The 16,621-nt window shown below is 61.3% G+C and carries 15 protein-coding genes; 3 read left to right on the plus strand and 12 right to left on the minus strand.

What is annotated here, in order from left to right; translation table 11 throughout:
- Positions 1–268 precede the first annotated feature (268 nt).
- Positions 269–1,708, minus strand: a complete 1,440-nt coding sequence (locus I6E73_RS11810) for an NAD(P)H-quinone dehydrogenase (RefSeq protein WP_197125816.1) — start codon at positions 1,706–1,708, stop codon at positions 269–271.
- A gap of 164 nt (positions 1,709–1,872) precedes the next feature.
- On the opposite strand from I6E73_RS11810, the gene I6E73_RS11815 reads away from it, so the two are divergent.
- On the plus strand, positions 1,873–2,709 hold the full coding sequence (locus tag I6E73_RS11815; RefSeq protein ID WP_197125817.1) for a purine-nucleoside phosphorylase: 837 nt from the start codon (positions 1,873–1,875) through the stop codon (positions 2,707–2,709).
- A complete protein-coding gene (locus I6E73_RS11820) occupies positions 2,706–4,373 on the plus strand; it encodes a phospho-sugar mutase (RefSeq protein WP_197125818.1) in 1,668 nt (555 codons plus the stop codon). The genes I6E73_RS11815 and I6E73_RS11820 overlap by 4 nt, the downstream gene beginning before the upstream one ends.
- A 60-nt stretch (positions 4,374–4,433) precedes the next feature.
- Here I6E73_RS11820 and I6E73_RS11825 read toward each other — a convergent pair whose 3' ends face one another.
- Genes I6E73_RS11825 through I6E73_RS11845 form a run of 5 tightly spaced genes read right to left on the minus strand, consistent with a single transcriptional unit; the run spans position 4,434 to position 8,195 of the window.
- Positions 4,434–4,706 carry a PTS sugar transporter subunit IIB gene (locus I6E73_RS11825; protein WP_197107762.1) on the minus strand — a complete coding sequence of 91 codons (273 nt, stop codon included), beginning with the start codon at positions 4,704–4,706 and terminating at the stop codon, positions 4,434–4,436.
- Positions 4,703–5,152 (minus strand): PTS sugar transporter subunit IIA, encoded by a 450-nt coding sequence (locus I6E73_RS11830; protein WP_197107763.1) that lies wholly within the window; start codon positions 5,150–5,152, stop codon positions 4,703–4,705. The genes I6E73_RS11825 and I6E73_RS11830 overlap by 4 nt, the downstream gene beginning before the upstream one ends.
- A gap of 2 nt (positions 5,153–5,154) precedes the next feature.
- Positions 5,155–6,276: an adenosine deaminase gene (locus tag I6E73_RS11835; protein ID WP_197125819.1), complete on the minus strand. Its 1,122-nt coding sequence runs from the start codon at positions 6,274–6,276 to the stop codon at positions 5,155–5,157.
- A 57-nt stretch (positions 6,277–6,333) separates the two neighbouring features.
- Positions 6,334–7,017, minus strand: a complete 684-nt coding sequence (locus tag I6E73_RS11840) for an IclR family transcriptional regulator (RefSeq protein WP_197125820.1) — start codon at positions 7,015–7,017, stop codon at positions 6,334–6,336.
- A complete protein-coding gene (locus tag I6E73_RS11845) occupies positions 7,017–8,195 on the minus strand; it encodes an adenosylhomocysteinase (RefSeq protein WP_197125821.1) in 1,179 nt (392 codons plus the stop codon). The genes I6E73_RS11840 and I6E73_RS11845 overlap by 1 nt, the downstream gene beginning before the upstream one ends.
- A 48-nt stretch (positions 8,196–8,243) precedes the next feature.
- Between I6E73_RS11845 and I6E73_RS11850 the strand changes: the two genes are divergently transcribed.
- Positions 8,244–9,191: a nucleoside hydrolase gene (locus I6E73_RS11850; RefSeq protein ID WP_197125822.1), complete on the plus strand. Its 948-nt coding sequence runs from the start codon at positions 8,244–8,246 to the stop codon at positions 9,189–9,191.
- Here the strand turns inward: I6E73_RS11850 and I6E73_RS11855 are convergent.
- The 6 genes from I6E73_RS11855 to I6E73_RS11880 all read right to left on the minus strand — a co-directional run bounded on the left by I6E73_RS11855 (position 9,188) and on the right by I6E73_RS11880 (position 16,582).
- A complete protein-coding gene (locus I6E73_RS11855) occupies positions 9,188–10,705 on the minus strand; it encodes an MFS transporter (protein ID WP_197125823.1) in 1,518 nt (505 codons plus the stop codon). The two genes, I6E73_RS11850 and I6E73_RS11855, sit on opposite strands and share 4 nt — an antisense overlap.
- Before the next feature lie 69 nt (positions 10,706–10,774).
- Complete coding sequence (locus tag I6E73_RS11860; protein WP_197125824.1) at positions 10,775–12,091, minus strand: thymidine phosphorylase; 1,317 nt, start codon at positions 12,089–12,091, stop codon at positions 10,775–10,777.
- Positions 12,084–12,500 (minus strand): cytidine deaminase, encoded by a 417-nt coding sequence (locus I6E73_RS11865; protein WP_197107777.1) that lies wholly within the window; start codon positions 12,498–12,500, stop codon positions 12,084–12,086. The genes I6E73_RS11860 and I6E73_RS11865 overlap by 8 nt, the downstream gene beginning before the upstream one ends.
- A 4-nt stretch (positions 12,501–12,504) precedes the next feature.
- Positions 12,505–13,785 (minus strand): ABC transporter permease, encoded by a 1,281-nt coding sequence (locus tag I6E73_RS11870; protein ID WP_197107779.1) that lies wholly within the window; start codon positions 13,783–13,785, stop codon positions 12,505–12,507.
- Positions 13,785–15,071 carry an ABC transporter permease gene (locus I6E73_RS11875; protein WP_197107781.1) on the minus strand — a complete coding sequence of 429 codons (1,287 nt, stop codon included), beginning with the start codon at positions 15,069–15,071 and terminating at the stop codon, positions 13,785–13,787. The genes I6E73_RS11870 and I6E73_RS11875 overlap by 1 nt, the downstream gene beginning before the upstream one ends.
- The gene (locus I6E73_RS11880) at positions 15,068–16,582 is read right to left on the minus strand and encodes an ABC transporter ATP-binding protein (RefSeq protein ID WP_197107783.1); all 1,515 of its coding nucleotides are present in this window, start codon (positions 16,580–16,582) and stop codon (positions 15,068–15,070) included. The genes I6E73_RS11875 and I6E73_RS11880 overlap by 4 nt, the downstream gene beginning before the upstream one ends.
- Positions 16,583–16,621: the final 39 nt, after the last annotated feature.

Raw genomic sequence — 16,621 nt, forward strand, 5'->3', positions numbered from 1 at the left:
GCGCCCTAACCATTCGTTCTCTCTTCTGTCGAATTCTTCACCGCGTCCATTTCCCTGCATACAATTTAGGGGAAATCGCGCGATGTCACCTCCAGTAGAACATGGTTTGGTGGTTTAGGTATACAACAAACCGATTTGGCGTGAATTGGACCAAGATGCGGTCGCCGCAGGAGGCCACCCACACGCGTATGTGGGAGTGCGAAAATTGCGACATCAGAGAATCGAGCTGGCGTCAATCGCGGAACCGTGCGGAAAAAGCTCCGGCAGGCTACTCGGCGACGACGTGCATGGCGCGGGCGGCATCCGTGATGCTTCCCGTCAGTGACGGGTAAACAGAGAACGCGCGAGCCATTTGGTCGACGGTAAGGCGGTGCTCTACCGCGAGCGCGATCGAGATGATCAGCTCGGAGGCATTGGGGGCAACGATGACTCCACCAATCACCGTGCCAGAACCGGTGCGAGCAAAGAGCTTCACGAAGCCGTCCTTGATGCCCATCATCTTGGCGCGCGGGTTCGATGCCAGCGGCAACTTGTAGATCGTGCCCTGAACGAGCCCGTCTTCGATCTGCTTTTGCGACCAGCCAACCGTGGCGATTTCAGGCTGAGTGAAGATGTTGGATGCCACGTTGCGCAGTTCGATCGGCGTCACGCCGTCGCCCATCGCGTGGAATACGGCGGTGCGGCCCTGCATAGAAGCAACCGAGGCGAGCGGGAAGAAGTCTGAACAGTCACCGGCCGCGTAGATCGACGGCATCGAGGTGCGGGCAACACGGTTGACCCGGATGTGACCAGACTCGGTCAGTTGCACGCCAGCCTCTTCGAGTCCGAGACCTTCGGTATTCGGCAGCGAACCCACGGCCATGAGGCAGTGGCTGCCTTCAACCGTTCGTCCGTCGCTGAGCGTAGCAATCACGCCATTCTTGGTGGTGGTGACGGATTCGGCCCGCGACTTGGAGAGCACGGTCATACCGTTGCGCTTGAACACGTCTTCAATCACGCGGGCAGCGTCTTCGTCTTCACCGGGCAGCACGCGGTCGCGCGAAGAAATCAGGGTGACTTTGGCGCCGAGCGCCGTGTACGCCGACGCGAATTCGGCACCGGTTACACCGGAACCGACCACGATGAGGTGTTCGGGGGTTTCGGTGAGCGTGTAGAGCTGCGTCCACGTGAGGATGCGCTTGCCATCGGGCAGTGCGGAGTCGAGCACGCGCGGGCGGGCGCCGACCGAGACAATGACGGTGTCGGCATCCACTTCGTCGAAGTCTGTTCCTGCTTTGCCCTTGCCGGTCGACACGACCAGGCGCTGCGGGCCATCGAGGCGGCCTTCGCCGTGGATGATTTTCACCCCGGCCTTGATGAGTTGCGACTTCATATCGTCGGACTGTTGCTGCGCAAGGCGCATGAGGCGCGCGTTCACGGCAGCAAGGTTCACGGTGATTTCGGGGCGAACGGCACGACCGGAATCGGAGCGCGAGTAGAACTGCACGCCCAGCTCTGCGGCATCCCGAATCGCGTTGGTTGCTTCTGCAGTGGCGATGAGCGTCTTCGACGGCACCACATCAGTGAGCACAGCAGATCCGCCGACACCTTCGCGCTCAACGAGGGTCACCTCCGCGCCCAGCTGCGCGCCCGCCAGGGCTGCTTCGTAGCCACCGGGGCCACCGCCGAGTATTGCAATTCGTTGGGTGCGCTCGAACTCATAGGCCATGCGCCAATTCTCTCGCGGTTCTGCCTCATCGACAAACCGCACGCTCACCGGTGTGCGTCAGCGCACTGCGCGGCTCGAATCACCCGCGTCGTGCGCGTCGGCCTGCTCACATTCGCGCTGAATGTACCGGTGAGTCGCAGTCACCACCGTTTAGAGTGGATGCCATGTCACAGTCGCCAACCACAAACCCCCTCGACGACCCCACAGCAGACCCGTTTGAGGTCGCGAAAGACGCCGCTGCAGCAATCGCAGCCGCGACCGGAGTCGAGAAGCACGACATTGCCCTCACCCTCGGAAGTGGGTGGGGCAAAGCCGCCGACCTGATCGGTGAAACAACGGCAACGATTGCCGCCTCCGACATCCCCGGCTTCTCCAAGCCTGCCCTCGAAGGCCACGTCGGAACCCTGCGGTCAATCCTGTTGCCGAGCGGCAAGCGCGCCCTCGTCATTGGCGCTCGCACGCACTACTACGAAAACCACGGCGTTCGCCGCGTTGTTCACTCGGTACGCACCGCTGCCGCCACCGGCGCGACGACCATGATCCTCACGAACGGTGCCGGCGGCATCAAAGAGACGTGGAAGCCCGGAACCCCCGTGCTGATCAGTGATCACCTCAACCTCACGGCAGACTCGCCCCTCGAAGGTGCGACGTTCATCGACCTCACCGACCTCTACAGCAAGCGCCTACGCGAGATCGCCAAGTCGATCGATCCGAGCCTCGACGAGGGTGTGTACACGCAGTTCCGCGGCCCGCACTACGAGACGCCCGCTGAAGTCCAGATGGCCAAGACCATGGGCGGCCACATCGTGGGAATGTCCACGGCGCTCGAAGCGATTGCCGCGCGCCAAGCGGGCATGGAAATCCTGGGAATGTCACTCATCACGAACCTGGCCGCCGGCATCCAAACCACTCCCCTCAGCCACGAAGAAGTAATTCAGGCGGGCAAGGATGCTGAAGTACAGATCAGTGGTCTTCTCGCCCAGATTGTGACCGCACTATGAGCACCGAAATTCTCACCACCGCCGAGCTCATCGCTGCGGCCGACGCGTGGCTAGAGCAAGACCCCGACGCCGTCACCCACACTGAGCTCGAAGCTCTAATTACGGATGCCGCCCAGGGCGACGAGGCCGCTATCGCTGGCCTTCATGACCGCTTTGATTCGCGGCTCGCGTTCGGCACTGCGGGGTTGCGCGGCGCGCTGGGTGCCGGCCCCAACCGCATGAACCGGGTGTTGGTCACTCAGGCGGCTGCGGGACTTGCCGCCTACCTTCTCACCCATGAGCTCAGCCCGAGCATCGTGATCGGCTACGACGGCCGCATCAACTCTGAAGTTTTCGCTCGAGACACCGCCACCATCATGGCAGGGGCTGGTGTGCGCGCCATCCTGTTGCCGCGACTGCTGCCCACCCCCGTGCTCGCCTTCGCTGTGCGCCACCTTAACGTCAGCGCCGGTGTGATGGTCACCGCCAGCCACAACCCCGCAATCGACAACGGCTACAAGGTCTATCTGGGCGGCGACAACCACGGTTCACAAATCGTGCCGCCCGCCGACGCCGACATCGCCCACGCCATTGATCTCGTTGCGAAGGGGTCGATTGCCGACCTCCCACGCTCCACCGATTTTGTCACCACCGACGAGGGTGTTGTCGACGAATACATTGCCCTCACGGCGGCCCTCGCCGGCCCCATCAAGGACGTCGTTTACACCTACACGGCTATGCACGGCGTGGGTTGGGAAACTAGCAAAGCCGTCTATGAGAAGGCCGGATTCGCCGCCCCCGCCCTCGTCGAAGAACAAGCCCACCCCGACGCCGCGTTCCCCACCGTCGCCTTCCCTAACCCGGAAGAGCCAGGTGCCATGGACCTCAGCTTTGCGAAAGCACGCGAAGTAGGGGCCGACCTCGCCATTGCTCACGACCCCGACGCCGACCGCCTCGCGGTGGCAGTGCCCGGTCGCGACGGCGAATGGCGCCGGCTGAGCGGAAACGAAGTGGGAATATTGCTGGGGTGGCGCGCGGCAAAACGCGCCAACGGTCACGGCGTTCTCGCGGCATCCATTGTCTCGTCTCCGGCGCTGCGTGCCATCGCTGCGGGCTACGACCTGGACTACACAGACACCCTCACGGGCTTCAAGTGGATCTCCCGTATCGATGGGCTCGTGTTCGGCTACGAAGAAGCTCTCGGCTACCTCGTTGATCCCGCCAAAGTTCGCGACAAGGATGGCATCTCGGCGTCAGTCGACTTCCTCTCGATGGCCGCCGAGCTCAAGGCCGATGGCAAGACCGTGCTCGACAGGCTTGACGAATTCGCGGCACGCTTCGGCGCTTTTGCCTCTCGCCAGGTATCGCTGCGCTTCGCCAAGATTTCAGAGATTGGTGAGACGATGACGCGCTTGCGTGCGAACGCTCCCGCCACCGTCGGTGGTCTCGCTGTGGCATCCTTCGATGACTTTGAAAACGGTGTTGACGGCTTCGCGCCCAGCAACATCATTCGCCTGCAATTCGAGGGCGGAGCACGCGTCATCGTGCGCCCCAGTGGCACAGAACCCAAACTCAAGTTCTATGTGGATGCCTCGAGCATGTCAGGCGAAGGCACTGAGCGTCAGGCTGCGGCCGAAGCCGTCGCGAGCCAGCTTGAAGCGGGGATGCGCGAGGTTCTCGGCTAGCACCGCAGGTGCTGCTGCCGAACGGCAGCGCGCGAAGAAACGTGGGGAGGGCGTCCTCGGTTAGCCGAGGGCGTCCTCTAGCTTTTGGGCAAGCTCCGACGTGTCAAAGAGGTTCACAATCACGATGACATCGGCGTTGGTCTTGCCAATCGCCTCAACGAACTCTTGCGTCGTGAGAATAATCTGAGCATCCGCGGCAACCGTGCGAACGGTACTCACTTCAGCGGCAACGACAGTGGCTTCGAGATCAAGCGCGCGCAACGCACGTTCTGCGTTGACCTTGAGAACACCGGAACTGCCGATGCCAGCACCACAGATGGTCACGATTTTCACGACGGATTCACTCCCATAATGCGTTGGACCTCGGCAGCGGACGTTGCTGCGGCGAGCTCGTTAATCGCCGAGGAGTCATTGAAAATGTTAGCGACAGCCGCGACCGCTGCCAAGTGTGCGCCCGCCTCAGAAATAGCGAGGCCAAGCACCACCCTCACCGGATCGTTGTGGGCGTGACCGAACCGTACAGGTTCTTTGAGAGTGACAACCGAGAGCCCGTTTGCGATCACTTGGGGGCCAGGGCGAGCGTGAGCCAAAGCAAGACCGGGCGCAATAACGACGTAGGGACCGTGATCCTCGATCATGCGGATCATCTCGTCGGCATACCCCGGCTTCGCCGCGCCAGAACGCACGAGGGCTTCGCCCGACAGTCGAACAGCGGCTCGCCAATCAACCGCAAAAGCATCAATTTCAATCGCTGATTCGGGCAGCGGAGGGAGGGACATAGCTACGCTTTCTCAAAACCGACGCTGATGGCCTCGGAGAGCTCTTCGCGTTCTTCAAGGGGCAGGAAGGCTGCGGCCGCAGCATTGAGCTGGAAGACCTCGATGTCGGTGAGGTCGTAGCCAAACGCTTCCGTAAGCAACGCGAGTTCACGGCTGAGAGTCGTGGCACTCATCAGCCGGTTGTCGGTGTTGACGGTGACGCGGAATCCGAGTTGGTAGAGCAAATCGAAGGGGTGATCGATGATCTCGTCGCCCCACTGCTCGATCGCACCGGTTTGAAGGTTGGATGACGGGCTCAACTCGAGCGCGATCTCGCGATCCTTGACCCACTGGGCCAAGTCCCCGAGCGTCACATACGTGTTCTCGTCGTCTTCGTTGGCAATCGTGATGTCTTCAGCCAGGCGAACGCCGTGCCCGAGACGAAGCGCGCGACCGTCAAAGAGGGCACTGCGGATGCTGTCGAGGCCGTCTGCTTCCCCCGCGTGCACGGTGGCAGGAATGTAGTTGTGCGCGAGCAAGTCGAACGCACCACGGAGGCGGCTCGGCGGGAATCCTGCTTCGGGACCAGCAATGTCGAAACCGATAACACCGCGGTCGCGGTGACGGATTGCCAGCTCGGCGATGTCGGTGCCGCGATCGGCTTGGCGCATGGCAGACAACAACTGCCCCACCCGGATGCTGCGGCCGCTCGAGCGCACGGCATCCACACCCTGCTCCAAGCCTTCTTGCACGGCGGTGACAACCTGATCGAGGTCGAGCCCCTTCTGCAGGTGCTGCTCTGGCGCCCAACGGATTTCACCATAAATGACACCGTCATCAGCAAGGTCTTCCACGAACTCGCGGGCGACCCGCTGGAGACCCTCGGTGGTCTGCATGACAGCGATGGTGGCGTCGAAAGTCGCGAGGTAATTCACGAGCGAGCCGGAATCGGCCTGAGTCGCAAACCATGATTTCAGCGCCTCCGAGTCATTCTCGGGGAGCGCGTAGCCGACCTCATCGGCAAGTTCGACGATGGTCTGAGGCCGCAACCCTCCATCGAGGTGATCGTGGAGGGAAACCTTGGGAAGCGCAGTAATGCTCGCGCCACCTCCGGGCATCAAAAAGTTCTCAACAGCGGCGTTCATACGTCTAAATCTACCGTGCCTCTGGCTGAAAGCGCGCTGAGGTTAACCTGAACGGCGTTACGATCCTGTGAATGCTTCCCCGCTGAGGAGAATCGAGATTTCTTTTGCGGCGGCGGATGCCAATTCTTGAACGCGGTCCACACCCACTTCGCTGAACGTTGGTGCCACGTATGGCACCGTCAGTGCGGCCACCACAGCACCTCTCGCCCCGAGAATCGGCGCCACTACATCGGTGATTCCGGGGTGCAAGGTATCGGCGCGCACGACCGTGTCAGCCGTCACTGCTGATGTTGCCGCAAGCACCGAACCTGTCGCCGTCGTCGTCAAATCGAATGTTGCCCCGACGCGCACTCGAAAACCGAAGTCGGCGGGAGACTCCACCTGGGCGACGACGCGCACTTCACTGCCATCGAGCACGGCGAGGTTGCACGATTGCCGCACCTGCTCCGCGAGAACCTGCATGATGGGTTGCGCCACGCTGACCAATCCCCGAAGTGGCGGATGCCGGTGCGCGAGTTCCAAGAGTTTCATTGCCAGCGTGTAGAGCCCCGACTGCTTGTCCCGGAACACGTAGCCGCGGCGCTCGAGAGTGGAAAGAACTCGAAAAATCTGGCCAATACTGCGCCCGGTTGCTTCCGCAATTTCCGACTGACTGAGGGCTCCCGATGTTTCGGCGAGCAGCTCGAGAATGTCGAGCCCTTTGTCGAGGGCTGGCGCAGTGTACTCGGGAGTGGTCGCCATTAGCGGTCCGCTTTCATCACGGCGAGCATCCGCCGGGCCGCTTCGCGGTTGATGCTGTCGGGCACGGGTTGCGCACCTGGTTCGAGCGTGCCTGCCGCTGTCGCAATGCGTTCAAGCGAAAGCGCTTGAAGCAGAAATCCGAGATCCATCGATTCGATCGAGTTGCCCCGAGGCTCGCGCCCCGCCAGATTGATCATGCGGCCGTCCGCGAGCAGGGTGACGTGGCGGTTTCCTGGGAGGTTAACTCGCTCGATTGCACCGTCGATCACGGTCGTGCTCGTCGCCGCATCGCGCAGAGCCAGAACGTCGATTTCCCAGTCGAAGTGACCGCAGTTCACGAGCATCGCCCCGTCTGCGACAACCTCGAAGAAGTCGGTAGTCAGAACCTGCGGATGGCCGGTAGCCGTAATGAAGACCTCGCCCCAGCCGGCGAGGTCGAATACGTTTGCCACTCGATAGCCATCGAGTGCTGCCTCAAGGGCCTTGATCTCATCGACTTCTACAACAGCTACCTTGCCGCCCAAAGCACGAAGATAGTGCGCCACGCCGCGACCGCACCACCCGTAGCCAGCGACCACAAAGCGGCGCCCAGAGACCATGACGTTCGTGACACGCATAAAGCTCTCAACAACTGACTGACCTGCCGCATGCTTGTTCTCATTGATCACCGTCAGGGGGTTGTCGTCGATAACGATGATGGGAAAGCGGATGTGCGTAGCGAGTTCCTCGCGCAGACGGTAGCTTCCTGAGGTGGTTTCTTCGGTGCCGCCGACAATGCGATCGGTCTCTCCGAGCTCAACGAGACGAGCAACAATGCCGGCGCCGTTGTCGAGAATGATGTCTGGTTTCGACTCCACCACGTTTCGAATGTGTGCCTCATATTCGCACTCAGAGTCATCGCGGGCACCAAAAATTGTCATTCCCTGCGACCGCAAATAGGCAACAACATCATCCTGCGTCGACCCGAGATTGCCGGTCGCGACGATCTCCGCTCCCCCGGCCTTCAAGGTCTCGAGCAACACCGCTGTCTTCGGCTCGAGGTGCATCGCCATGCCGATGCGGTGCCCGGCGAAGGGCTTCGCTTGCTCGAACCGCTTTCGCACTTCGGCGAGCAACGGCATACGAGATCTCACCCAGAGCAACCGGGCGGCGGCACCGTCAATAAGATCATTTGTCATATCTCAACTCTACATATATGAATGACGTTTTCATATATGCTTTTGATCATGGCTGAAAAAATTATCCTCGACTGCGACCCCGGGCACGACGACGCGATTGCGATCCTGCTCGCTCACGGTAGCCCGCACATCGAACTCCTCGGAGTCACGACCGTGATGGGCAACCAAACAATCGAGAAAGTCACTCGCAACGCTCTGGCCGTTGCCCGCGTCGCCGGCATCACCGACGTGCCCTTCGCCCGCGGAGCCCACCGCCCGCTCGTGCGCGAAGTCGAAGTAGCCGAATCCATTCACGGCGAATCCGGTCTTGACGGCCCCGTGCTCCCCGAGCCTCTTATCGAGTTGGATGCTCGTCACGCCGTCGACTTCATCATCGACACCGTTATGCAGAACGAGCCAGGCACCGTCACGCTCGTGCCAACCGGCGCGCTCACCAACCTCGCTCTTGCCGTGCGCAAGGAGCCCCGCATCGCAGAGCGCGTCAAGCAAGTTGTCATGATGGGTGGCGGCGTCAACGTCGGCAACTGGAGCGCTACCGCCGAGTTCAACATTGTGATCGACCCAGAGGCCGCCCACATCGTCGTCAACGAATCGTGGCCACTCACGATGGTGGGCATTGACGTCACTCACGACGCCCTCGCCACCGACGACGTCGCCGCTGCGATCGCCGCCGTAGGCACCGCCCCCGCAGCATTCGTCGGTGAACTCCTTGAATTCTTCGGCGCTACGTACCGCGAAGCTCAAGGCTTCGAGCACCCGCCCGTGCACGACCCATGTGCCGTCGCGTTCGTGATCGACCCCACCATCATGGACACCGTCAAGGTCCCCTTGAATGTGGAACTCACGGGTCAGCTCACGCTCGGCATGACCGTCACAGACTTCCGCGCGCCGGCCCCCGCCGACTGCACGACTCAGGTCGCTCGCAACATCGACGTTCCCAAATTCTGGGACATGATCGTCGACGCCCTCGAGCGCATCGGCGACCCGAAGCTCTAGACCTGCAGCGCGCGTGCCCGGCGCTTGCGTGCACCGAGATCGATAACGCCAACAAGCATCGCGATCGAGAAGAAGAGCGTTGTGGCGAGCATCCCGGTGCCGTAAGCGTGGTGGTACAGCTCGACGGTGCTTTCGCCGCTGTTGCGTTCGTTGTACAGAGTGGAATAGAACAACGAGAGTGCGACGGCGGTTCCGATCGCCGTCCCAATTCGTTGGCCAAGCTGCCCTACGGATCCCGCTAGGCCACCCTCGACGGGCGAAATGTCGTGCAGTGTGAGGGTCTGGTTGGGCGAGACGACGAGCCCACCGCCGGTGCCACCGATAATGAGGGCTGCCGCCATCATGTAGGGCGTCAGCTCCGGCGGAGTCAGAATCGCGGCGGCCATGAGGAGCCCAAGCCCCACGAGCAAGATGGCGAGGCCCACGACAACGAGCGAGCGTCCGTAGCGCTCAACCAGGATGCCGCCGCGCCACGACGACACCGCACTGGTCAGCGCAAAACCGATCGTCACCATCCCCGCGAAGACGGGCTCGAGACCAAGCCCTAGCTGCAAATACAGCGTCGTCATGAGAAACATCGCTGGCATTGCCGCGAAGTACACGGTCGCGAGCAGCGTTCCGTTGCGGAACGAGCTGATGCGGAACAGCTGAAGCGGAACGAGAGGCGCCCGTCCCCCTGCTGCGTAGCGACGCTCCCACGCGACGAAAGCGGCGGCAGAAAGCACAAAGAGCACCAGCAGCCACCAACGGTTGGGGTCATCCGTCGGAGCACCCGTCGTGAAGAGGAATGGCCACATCAACGCAAGCACCGTGATGCCGAAGATCGCGATACCGACCGGGTCGAGGCTGAGACGCTCGTAGCCTGCCTTGGAGGTGGTCGGGAGAATGCGCCATGCCAGGACGAGGGCGATGATGCCGAGGGGCACGTTCATCCAGAAGATGTAACGCCAGCCGTCTTCGGCGCCGCCGATCGCGATCATCAGCCCACCAAGCGTGGGGCCAAACGCAGTGGCGACACCGATCATCGCACCGAAAAGACCAAAAGCGCGGCCACGCTCGGGCCCCCGGAACAACTGCTGGATAAGGCCAATGACCTGAGGCATTTGGATGCCGGCCGCGACACCCTGCAGCAACCGGAACACCAGCAACAGGGTCGCATTCGGGGCGAGGGCACACGCGACACTGGCGAGGGTGAAGAGCGTCAGCCCCACGAGAAACAGTTTCTTGCGCGAACGCTGATCGCCCAGGCGGCCCGCGGGCACCAGCACAAGGCCAAAGGTCAGCACATAGCCTGACACAATGAGCTGCAATTGTGTGGATGTCGCGCCGAGAGCATCCTCGATCGACGGAAGAGCCACGTTGACCTTCGAGAGGTCAAGGATCGTGATTGCGGCGACCACAACACACACCCAGAAGGCACGCCATTTAGCCGAGTGTTCGGCTTCGGTCTCGGTAGTGTGTGCGCCACCCGGTGCCGGATCAGCACTGGCGGTGGTCTCATCCGCGGTCGTCATTGAGACAACATTACGTCAGCGGATGAGACCCACCATTCAGCTTACGAAGCCAGCATTCGGGGCGGTGCGCTAGTCGATGCGCCCAGCGATCAGCGGACCGCCATCGTGGATGGTGTCCCCGGCATCACCGATGCGGTACGCGCCCTCGAGCGACTCGAGTGCGCGCTCAAAACGAGCAGGCTCGTCGGCGTGCATCGTGAACAACGGCTCGCCCTTGCGCACGGTGTCGCCCGGCTTGGCATGCAAATCGATGCCAGCGGCGTGCTGCACCGGGTCCTGCTTGCGAGCGCGACCGGCGCCGAGACGCCATGCAGCAACGCCAAATGGGAGAGCTTCTTGTTCCACGAGAACGCCATCGCGCTCGGCGACAACAACGTGGCTTTCCTTCGGCTGCGGCAAGGCAGCGTCGGGGTCTCCACCCTGAGCGGAGATCATGCCGCGCCAGGCATCCATCGCTTGGCCGCTATCGAGAGCGGCTTCAACATCCGCGTCTTCGTGACCAACCTGAGCCAACATTTCGCGGGCGAGCGCTACCGTCAGCGCACGCACATCAGCGGGGCCGCCACCGGCGAGAACCTCAACCGATTCGCGTACCTCATTAGCGTTTCCGATGGTGAGACCGAGGGGAACATTCATGTTGGTGAGCAGCGCGACAGTCTTGACTCCCGCATCCTTGCCTAGGCGAACCATGGTTTCGGCGAGCTCGCGACTACGGTCGGCATCCTTCATGAAGGCGCCAGAGCCGAACTTAACATCGAGCACGAGGGCCGACGTTCCTTCCGCAATCTTCTTGCTCATGATCGAGGATGCGATCAACGGGATCGCTTCAACCGTTCCGGTGATGTCGCGAAGGGCATACAACTTCTTGTCGGCCGGAGCGAGCCCTGAACCGGCAGCACAGATCACTCCGCCAACGCCGCGCAGCTGGGCGTAGAACTCTTCGTTGCTGAGGTCAGCACGCCAGCCGGGGATGCTCTCGAGCTTGTCGAGCGTGCCACCCGTGTGGCCAAGACCGCGGCCCGAAAGCTGCGGCACGGCGACGCCGAAGGAGGCGACGAGCGGGGCGAGCGGCAAGGTGATCTTGTCACCAACGCCACCGGTCGAGTGCTTGTCGGTCGTGGGCTTGCCCAGTCCTTCAAAGCTCAGCGTCTCGCCGCTGGCGATCATGGCCAGGGTGAGGTCACGGATTTCTTCGCGCTCCATGCCGTTGATGAAGATGGCCATTGTCATGGCAGCCATCTGCTCGTCGCCGACATAACCGCGAGTGTAGGCATCCACGAGCCAGTTGATCTGGTCGGCGCTGAGTACACCCTTGTCACGCTTGGTGTGGATGAGGTCCACGGCGTCGAAACGTTCGACCTGCTTGGCTTCTGCGCTGTTATTCACTGCGGTACTCCTCAAGAGTGCGTGGCCCGAACGCGTCGGGGATCACTTCGTCAATCGTTTTGATGCCAGAAACGGTGTCGAGCAACATGCCTTCGGCGGAGTGCTCGAACAACAGTTGGCGGCAGCGCCCGCACGGCATGAGGGCGTTGCCTTTGCCATCGACACACGTGAAGGCAACGAGCTTTCCGCCGCCTGTCATGTGCAGGGCAGAGATCAGAGAACACTCCCCACACAGAGTGAGGCCGTAGGACGCGTTCTCGACGTTCGCCCCCGAAATCACCCGGCCGTCGTCGACAATTGCGGCGACGCCGACCGGGAACTTCGAATAGGGAACGTAGGCGTGGGTCAGGGCGTCTGTGGCGACGAGCCTCAGCGCATCCCAGTCAATAGATTGCGGCTCGATCGTCATAGCGTTACCCCTTTATGTATGGTGTTCCGGATGCTGCTGGCGGCCGAGACTTTCCGACCAGACCGGCGACGGCGATGATTGTCACGACGTACGGCAGCATGAGCATGAACTCGCTCGGAACCGGCGAACCCACCACGCTCAGAGCGTTCTGCAGGTTGCTGGCGAAGCCGAAGAGCAGCGCCGCGAGCGTTGCCTTGATCGGGTCCCAGCGACCAAAGATCACGGCGGCGAGAGCGATAAAGCCGGCGCCCGCAGTGACGTCCTTGCCGAACTGGCCTGTCTGGCTCAGCGTGATGAATGCTCCACCGAGACCGGCGATCGCGCCGGCAAGGGCGACGTTCCAGAAACGGGTAAGCGTCACGTTGATGCCGACGGTGTCGGCGGCCTTGGGGTGCTCACCGACGGCACGCAGACGCAGTCCCCAGCGAGTGCGGTACAGCGCGAACGCAACGGCGGCCACGATGACGTACAGCAAGTAGACGATCAGCGTCTGCTGGAACAGCACCGGGCCGATGATCGGGATGCCGCTCAGCAGCGGAATCGCCAGCGTCGAGAACCCTTCCGGGTTGTTCAACTGCTCGGGGTTGTCCGTAAGCCAAGTCGAGTACAGGAATCCGGTGAGACCAGAAACCAGAACGTTGATGACAACACCGACGATGATCTGATTGACGAGGTATTTGATCGCGAAGACCGAGAGCAAGAACGACACGAGCATTCCGGCGACAGCCGCCGCGAAGAGTCCCGCGAAGGCGGAGCCCGTGAGGGTTCCGACGACGGCGGAAACAAACGCACCGGCCAGCAGTTGGGCTTCGATCGCGATGTTGACGACACCGACGCGCTCGGAGATTACGCCACCGAGAGCACCAAATATGAGCGGAACGGCAAGCACGAGAGAACCGGCAAGCAGTTCAGGAACGCGAAGCGTCTCATCGGCAGCAGCCCAGGTGAGGAAGCCGGTGAGAGCGAGAATTGCACCCACGATCGGAATCCACTTAGGCACCGCGCGATCCTGCGAGATCATGAATGCCGAGCCGACCGCGATGAGCGCGGTCAGGATCGTCACGACAACGCCGGTCGCGAGCGCAGGCAAGTGAATAACCGGCAGTTGGAACAGGTCGGACCCCGTGGAGAGGTTGAACCCGGTGGGGGCGTCCTCAGCGAAGCCTACGAAGAGCACGCCAGAGATCAGCGAGACAATCGCGAATGCGATCGGGAGCTTCCAGCTACGACGATCGATCTTCGATCCTGCGTGGCTTTTGCCTTCAGAAGTTTTGGTGAAAGTCATTAGCTGACCACCTTCTTTGCGCGAGCGCCGGGTTGCGGCAGTCGGAACACAGCCCTCACGAGCGGCGGAGCTGCGATAAACAGAACGATGAGGGACTGAACAACGAGAACGATGTCAATCGGGATGCCCTGCGAAGCCTGCATGGTGAACCCGCCTGCTTTGAAAGCACCAAAGAGGAGGCCGGCAGCGAAGGTTCCCCACGGGGTTGAACGCCCGAGGAGAGCAACGGTGATGGCGTCGAAGCCGATTCCCGCATCGACTCCAGAGGTGAATCCGCTCGTGGTCGTTCCGAGCACCTCGGTGCTCGCAGCGAGACCAGCGTAGCCACCCGCAATCAGCATGACGTAGATGTAGATGCGCTCAACCTTGACACCGGCGACGCGAGCCGCGTGAGGGTTGAGGCCCACAGCGCGGAACTTGAAACCGAGGCTTGAGCGGTCAATGAGCCACCAAGCCACAACGGTAGCCGCAACCACGAGAACGAAGCCCCAGTGCAGTTTGAAGCCGTCACCAAAGATGGGCTGCAGGACGGCGCTTTCTGCTGCCGGTGGTGTCTTCGGGTTGTTGGAACCTGGGTTCTTGAGCAGATCAGTGCGCAGCAAGAAGCTGATCAGGTAGTAGGCAACGTAGTTGAGCATGATCGTGACGATCACCTCGTGAGCACCGGTGCGCGCTTTCAAGAGACCAGCAATCGCACCCCAGAGGGCACCACCGATGATTCCCATGATCACAGCAACGGTGACGTGGATGACGATGGGCAGATCCCACGCGAAGCTCGCGTAGCCGGCGAATGCTGCACCGACGATGATCTGGCCGCGGCCACCAATGTTGAACAGACCAACACGGAAGGCGATCGCGACACCGAGCCCGGCGGCTATCAGCGGCGTTGCGAAGACCAAGGTCTGCGTTAGCGGCTTGATGGCCGAAAGGAAGTCATCGCGACGGAAGTCGTAGATCGATCCTTGGAACAGTGCGAGGTAAGCACCGCCGACAGCGGAGCCGATGGCCGCGAAGAGGTCACCGGGACGAGCAAAGAAGTAACCGGCTGCATCCTGCACATCGGAATCGGTGAATGCGATGAGCACTCCACCAATCAGGATCGCCAAGACGACGGCGAGCAGCGAAAGCAGCGCGTTACCCGACGCGATTTCTCGGAACGCGTTCGTCCAGCGGACAGTGTCCTGGTTCGTTTCCGAGGTCGTGGCAGTCTCTGTCACGGCCGCTTCTTCGGCTTTCAGGTCTTCAGGCTTCTGGTCTTCAGGTTTCTGTGGTGTTGGCTCGCTCATGCTGCCTCCTCCGTAATGCGTTCGCCAGCCATCATGAGGCCGAGTTTTTCGCGCGGGGTATCCGCAGGCACGATTCCAACAATTTGTCCCTTGTACATGACCGCGATGCGGTCTGCGAGGGAAACGACTTCGTCGAGTTCAGTCGAGACGACGATCACGGGAACTCCGCGATCACGCACTCGAACAATCTGCTCGTGAACAAATTCGATAGAACCAACGTCGAGTCCACGAGTCGGCTGCGAGACGACCAACAACGACAGCTCGCGGCTGAGTTCTCGAGCCAACACAACCTTCTGCTGGTTACCGCCCGAGAGCTTCGAGACGAGCTCGCCAATGCTCTGAGCGCGGATGTCGTATTCCTCAAGCTTCTCGGTCGCAAACTCGGTGAGCACGTCCGTTTGCAACGTGGCGTACTTGACGAACGGTTCCCCGTCACTGCGGTCGAGCATCAAGTTTTCGGCAACCGAGAAGGCACCGACGAGACCATCGAGAGTGCGGTCTTCCGGGACATAACCAACGCCAGCATCGAGGATTTGGCGGGCGTTGAGGCCGAGCAATTCGGTGCCGTTCAACGTAATGGAACCCGATGCTCGCTCTTGCATGCCGAGCAGCGCTTCAGCCAGTTCAGTTTGACCGTTGCCCTGCACTCCCGCGATGGCGAGAATCTCGCCACCCCGAATCGTGACGCTGAGGTCTGTGACTGCACGGTGCCCAAGTTCATCAGCGATCGACAGCTTGTCGATCACGAGAGAGTTGTCGGTGAGCTGCGCCGGAGCCTTGTCGATCGTGAGGTCGACAGCACGGCCGACCATGAGCGATGCCAGTTCTTCCTTGTTCGCACTCGGGTCTGCTTCGCCAACAACTTTTCCTAGGCGGATGACGGTGATGCGGTCCGCTACTTCGCGAACTTCACGCAGCTTGTGCGTGATGAAAACAATGGAGGTGCCTTCGGACTTGAGCTGGCGCATGATGGCCATAAACTCGTCAGTCTCTTGAGGCGTCAGTACCGCGGTCGGCTCATCGAAGACCAGGATCTTGGCTTCACGCGAGAGCGCCTTGACGATCTCCACACGCTGCTGCACGCCAACCGGCAAATCCTCGACGAGAGCGTCGGGATCGATGTCGAAACCGAAGCGAGCGGATATGTCGCGCACGAGTGTGCGCGCGGCTTCGAGGTTGAGGAGCCCTGGACCGTAGACCTCTTCGTGACCAAGAGCCACGTTCTCTGCAACCGTAAACACGGGGATCAGCATGAAGTGTTGGTGGACCATGCCGATACCGGAGCGCATCGCGTCTCCTGGTCCGGCGAAGTGACGCACCTCGTCATCGATGAGAATTTCGCCCTCCTCGGCCTGATACAGGCCGTAGAGCACATTCATCAACGTTGACTTACCCGCGCCATTCTCGCCGAGGAGGCAGTGAATCTCGCCCTCTTCGACCGTGAGATCAATATGGTCATTCGCGATTAGGTCACCGAAGCGCTTGGTAATACCTCGCAGCTCAAGCTTCACAATCTCTCCTCAGTACTGTGACGGGCATCATCGCCGTCG

Source organism: Salinibacterium sp. SWN248 (genome assembly GCF_015864575.1).
Classification (GTDB): domain Bacteria; phylum Actinomycetota; class Actinomycetes; order Actinomycetales; family Microbacteriaceae; genus Rhodoglobus.

What these genes read in the sequence shown, in the direction of transcription:
- I6E73_RS11870 (WP_197107779.1), bottom strand. Translation starts at nt 13,785, where the DNA reads ATGACTTTCACCAAAACTTCTGAAGGCAAAAGCCACGCAGGATCGAAG.
- I6E73_RS11820 (WP_197125818.1), top strand. Translation starts at nt 2,706, where the DNA reads ATGAGCACCGAAATTCTCACCACCGCCGAGCTCATCGCTGCGGCCGAC.
- I6E73_RS11840 (WP_197125820.1), bottom strand. Translation starts at nt 7,017, where the DNA reads ATGGCGACCACTCCCGAGTACACTGCGCCAGCCCTCGACAAAGGGCTC.
- I6E73_RS11845 (WP_197125821.1), bottom strand. Translation starts at nt 8,195, where the DNA reads ATGACAAATGATCTTATTGACGGTGCCGCCGCCCGGTTGCTCTGGGTG.
- I6E73_RS11815 (WP_197125817.1), top strand. Translation starts at nt 1,873, where the DNA reads ATGTCACAGTCGCCAACCACAAACCCCCTCGACGACCCCACAGCAGAC.
- I6E73_RS11810 (WP_197125816.1), bottom strand. Translation starts at nt 1,708, where the DNA reads ATGGCCTATGAGTTCGAGCGCACCCAACGAATTGCAATACTCGGCGGT.
- I6E73_RS11830 (WP_197107763.1), bottom strand. Translation starts at nt 5,152, where the DNA reads ATGTCCCTCCCTCCGCTGCCCGAATCAGCGATTGAAATTGATGCTTTT.
- I6E73_RS11835 (WP_197125819.1), bottom strand. Translation starts at nt 6,276, where the DNA reads ATGAACGCCGCTGTTGAGAACTTTTTGATGCCCGGAGGTGGCGCGAGC.
- I6E73_RS11875 (WP_197107781.1), bottom strand. Translation starts at nt 15,071, where the DNA reads ATGAGCGAGCCAACACCACAGAAACCTGAAGACCAGAAGCCTGAAGAC.
- I6E73_RS11850 (WP_197125822.1), top strand. Translation starts at nt 8,244, where the DNA reads ATGGCTGAAAAAATTATCCTCGACTGCGACCCCGGGCACGACGACGCG.
- I6E73_RS11855 (WP_197125823.1), bottom strand. Translation starts at nt 10,705, where the DNA reads ATGACGACCGCGGATGAGACCACCGCCAGTGCTGATCCGGCACCGGGT.
- I6E73_RS11865 (WP_197107777.1), bottom strand. Translation starts at nt 12,500, where the DNA reads ATGACGATCGAGCCGCAATCTATTGACTGGGATGCGCTGAGGCTCGTC.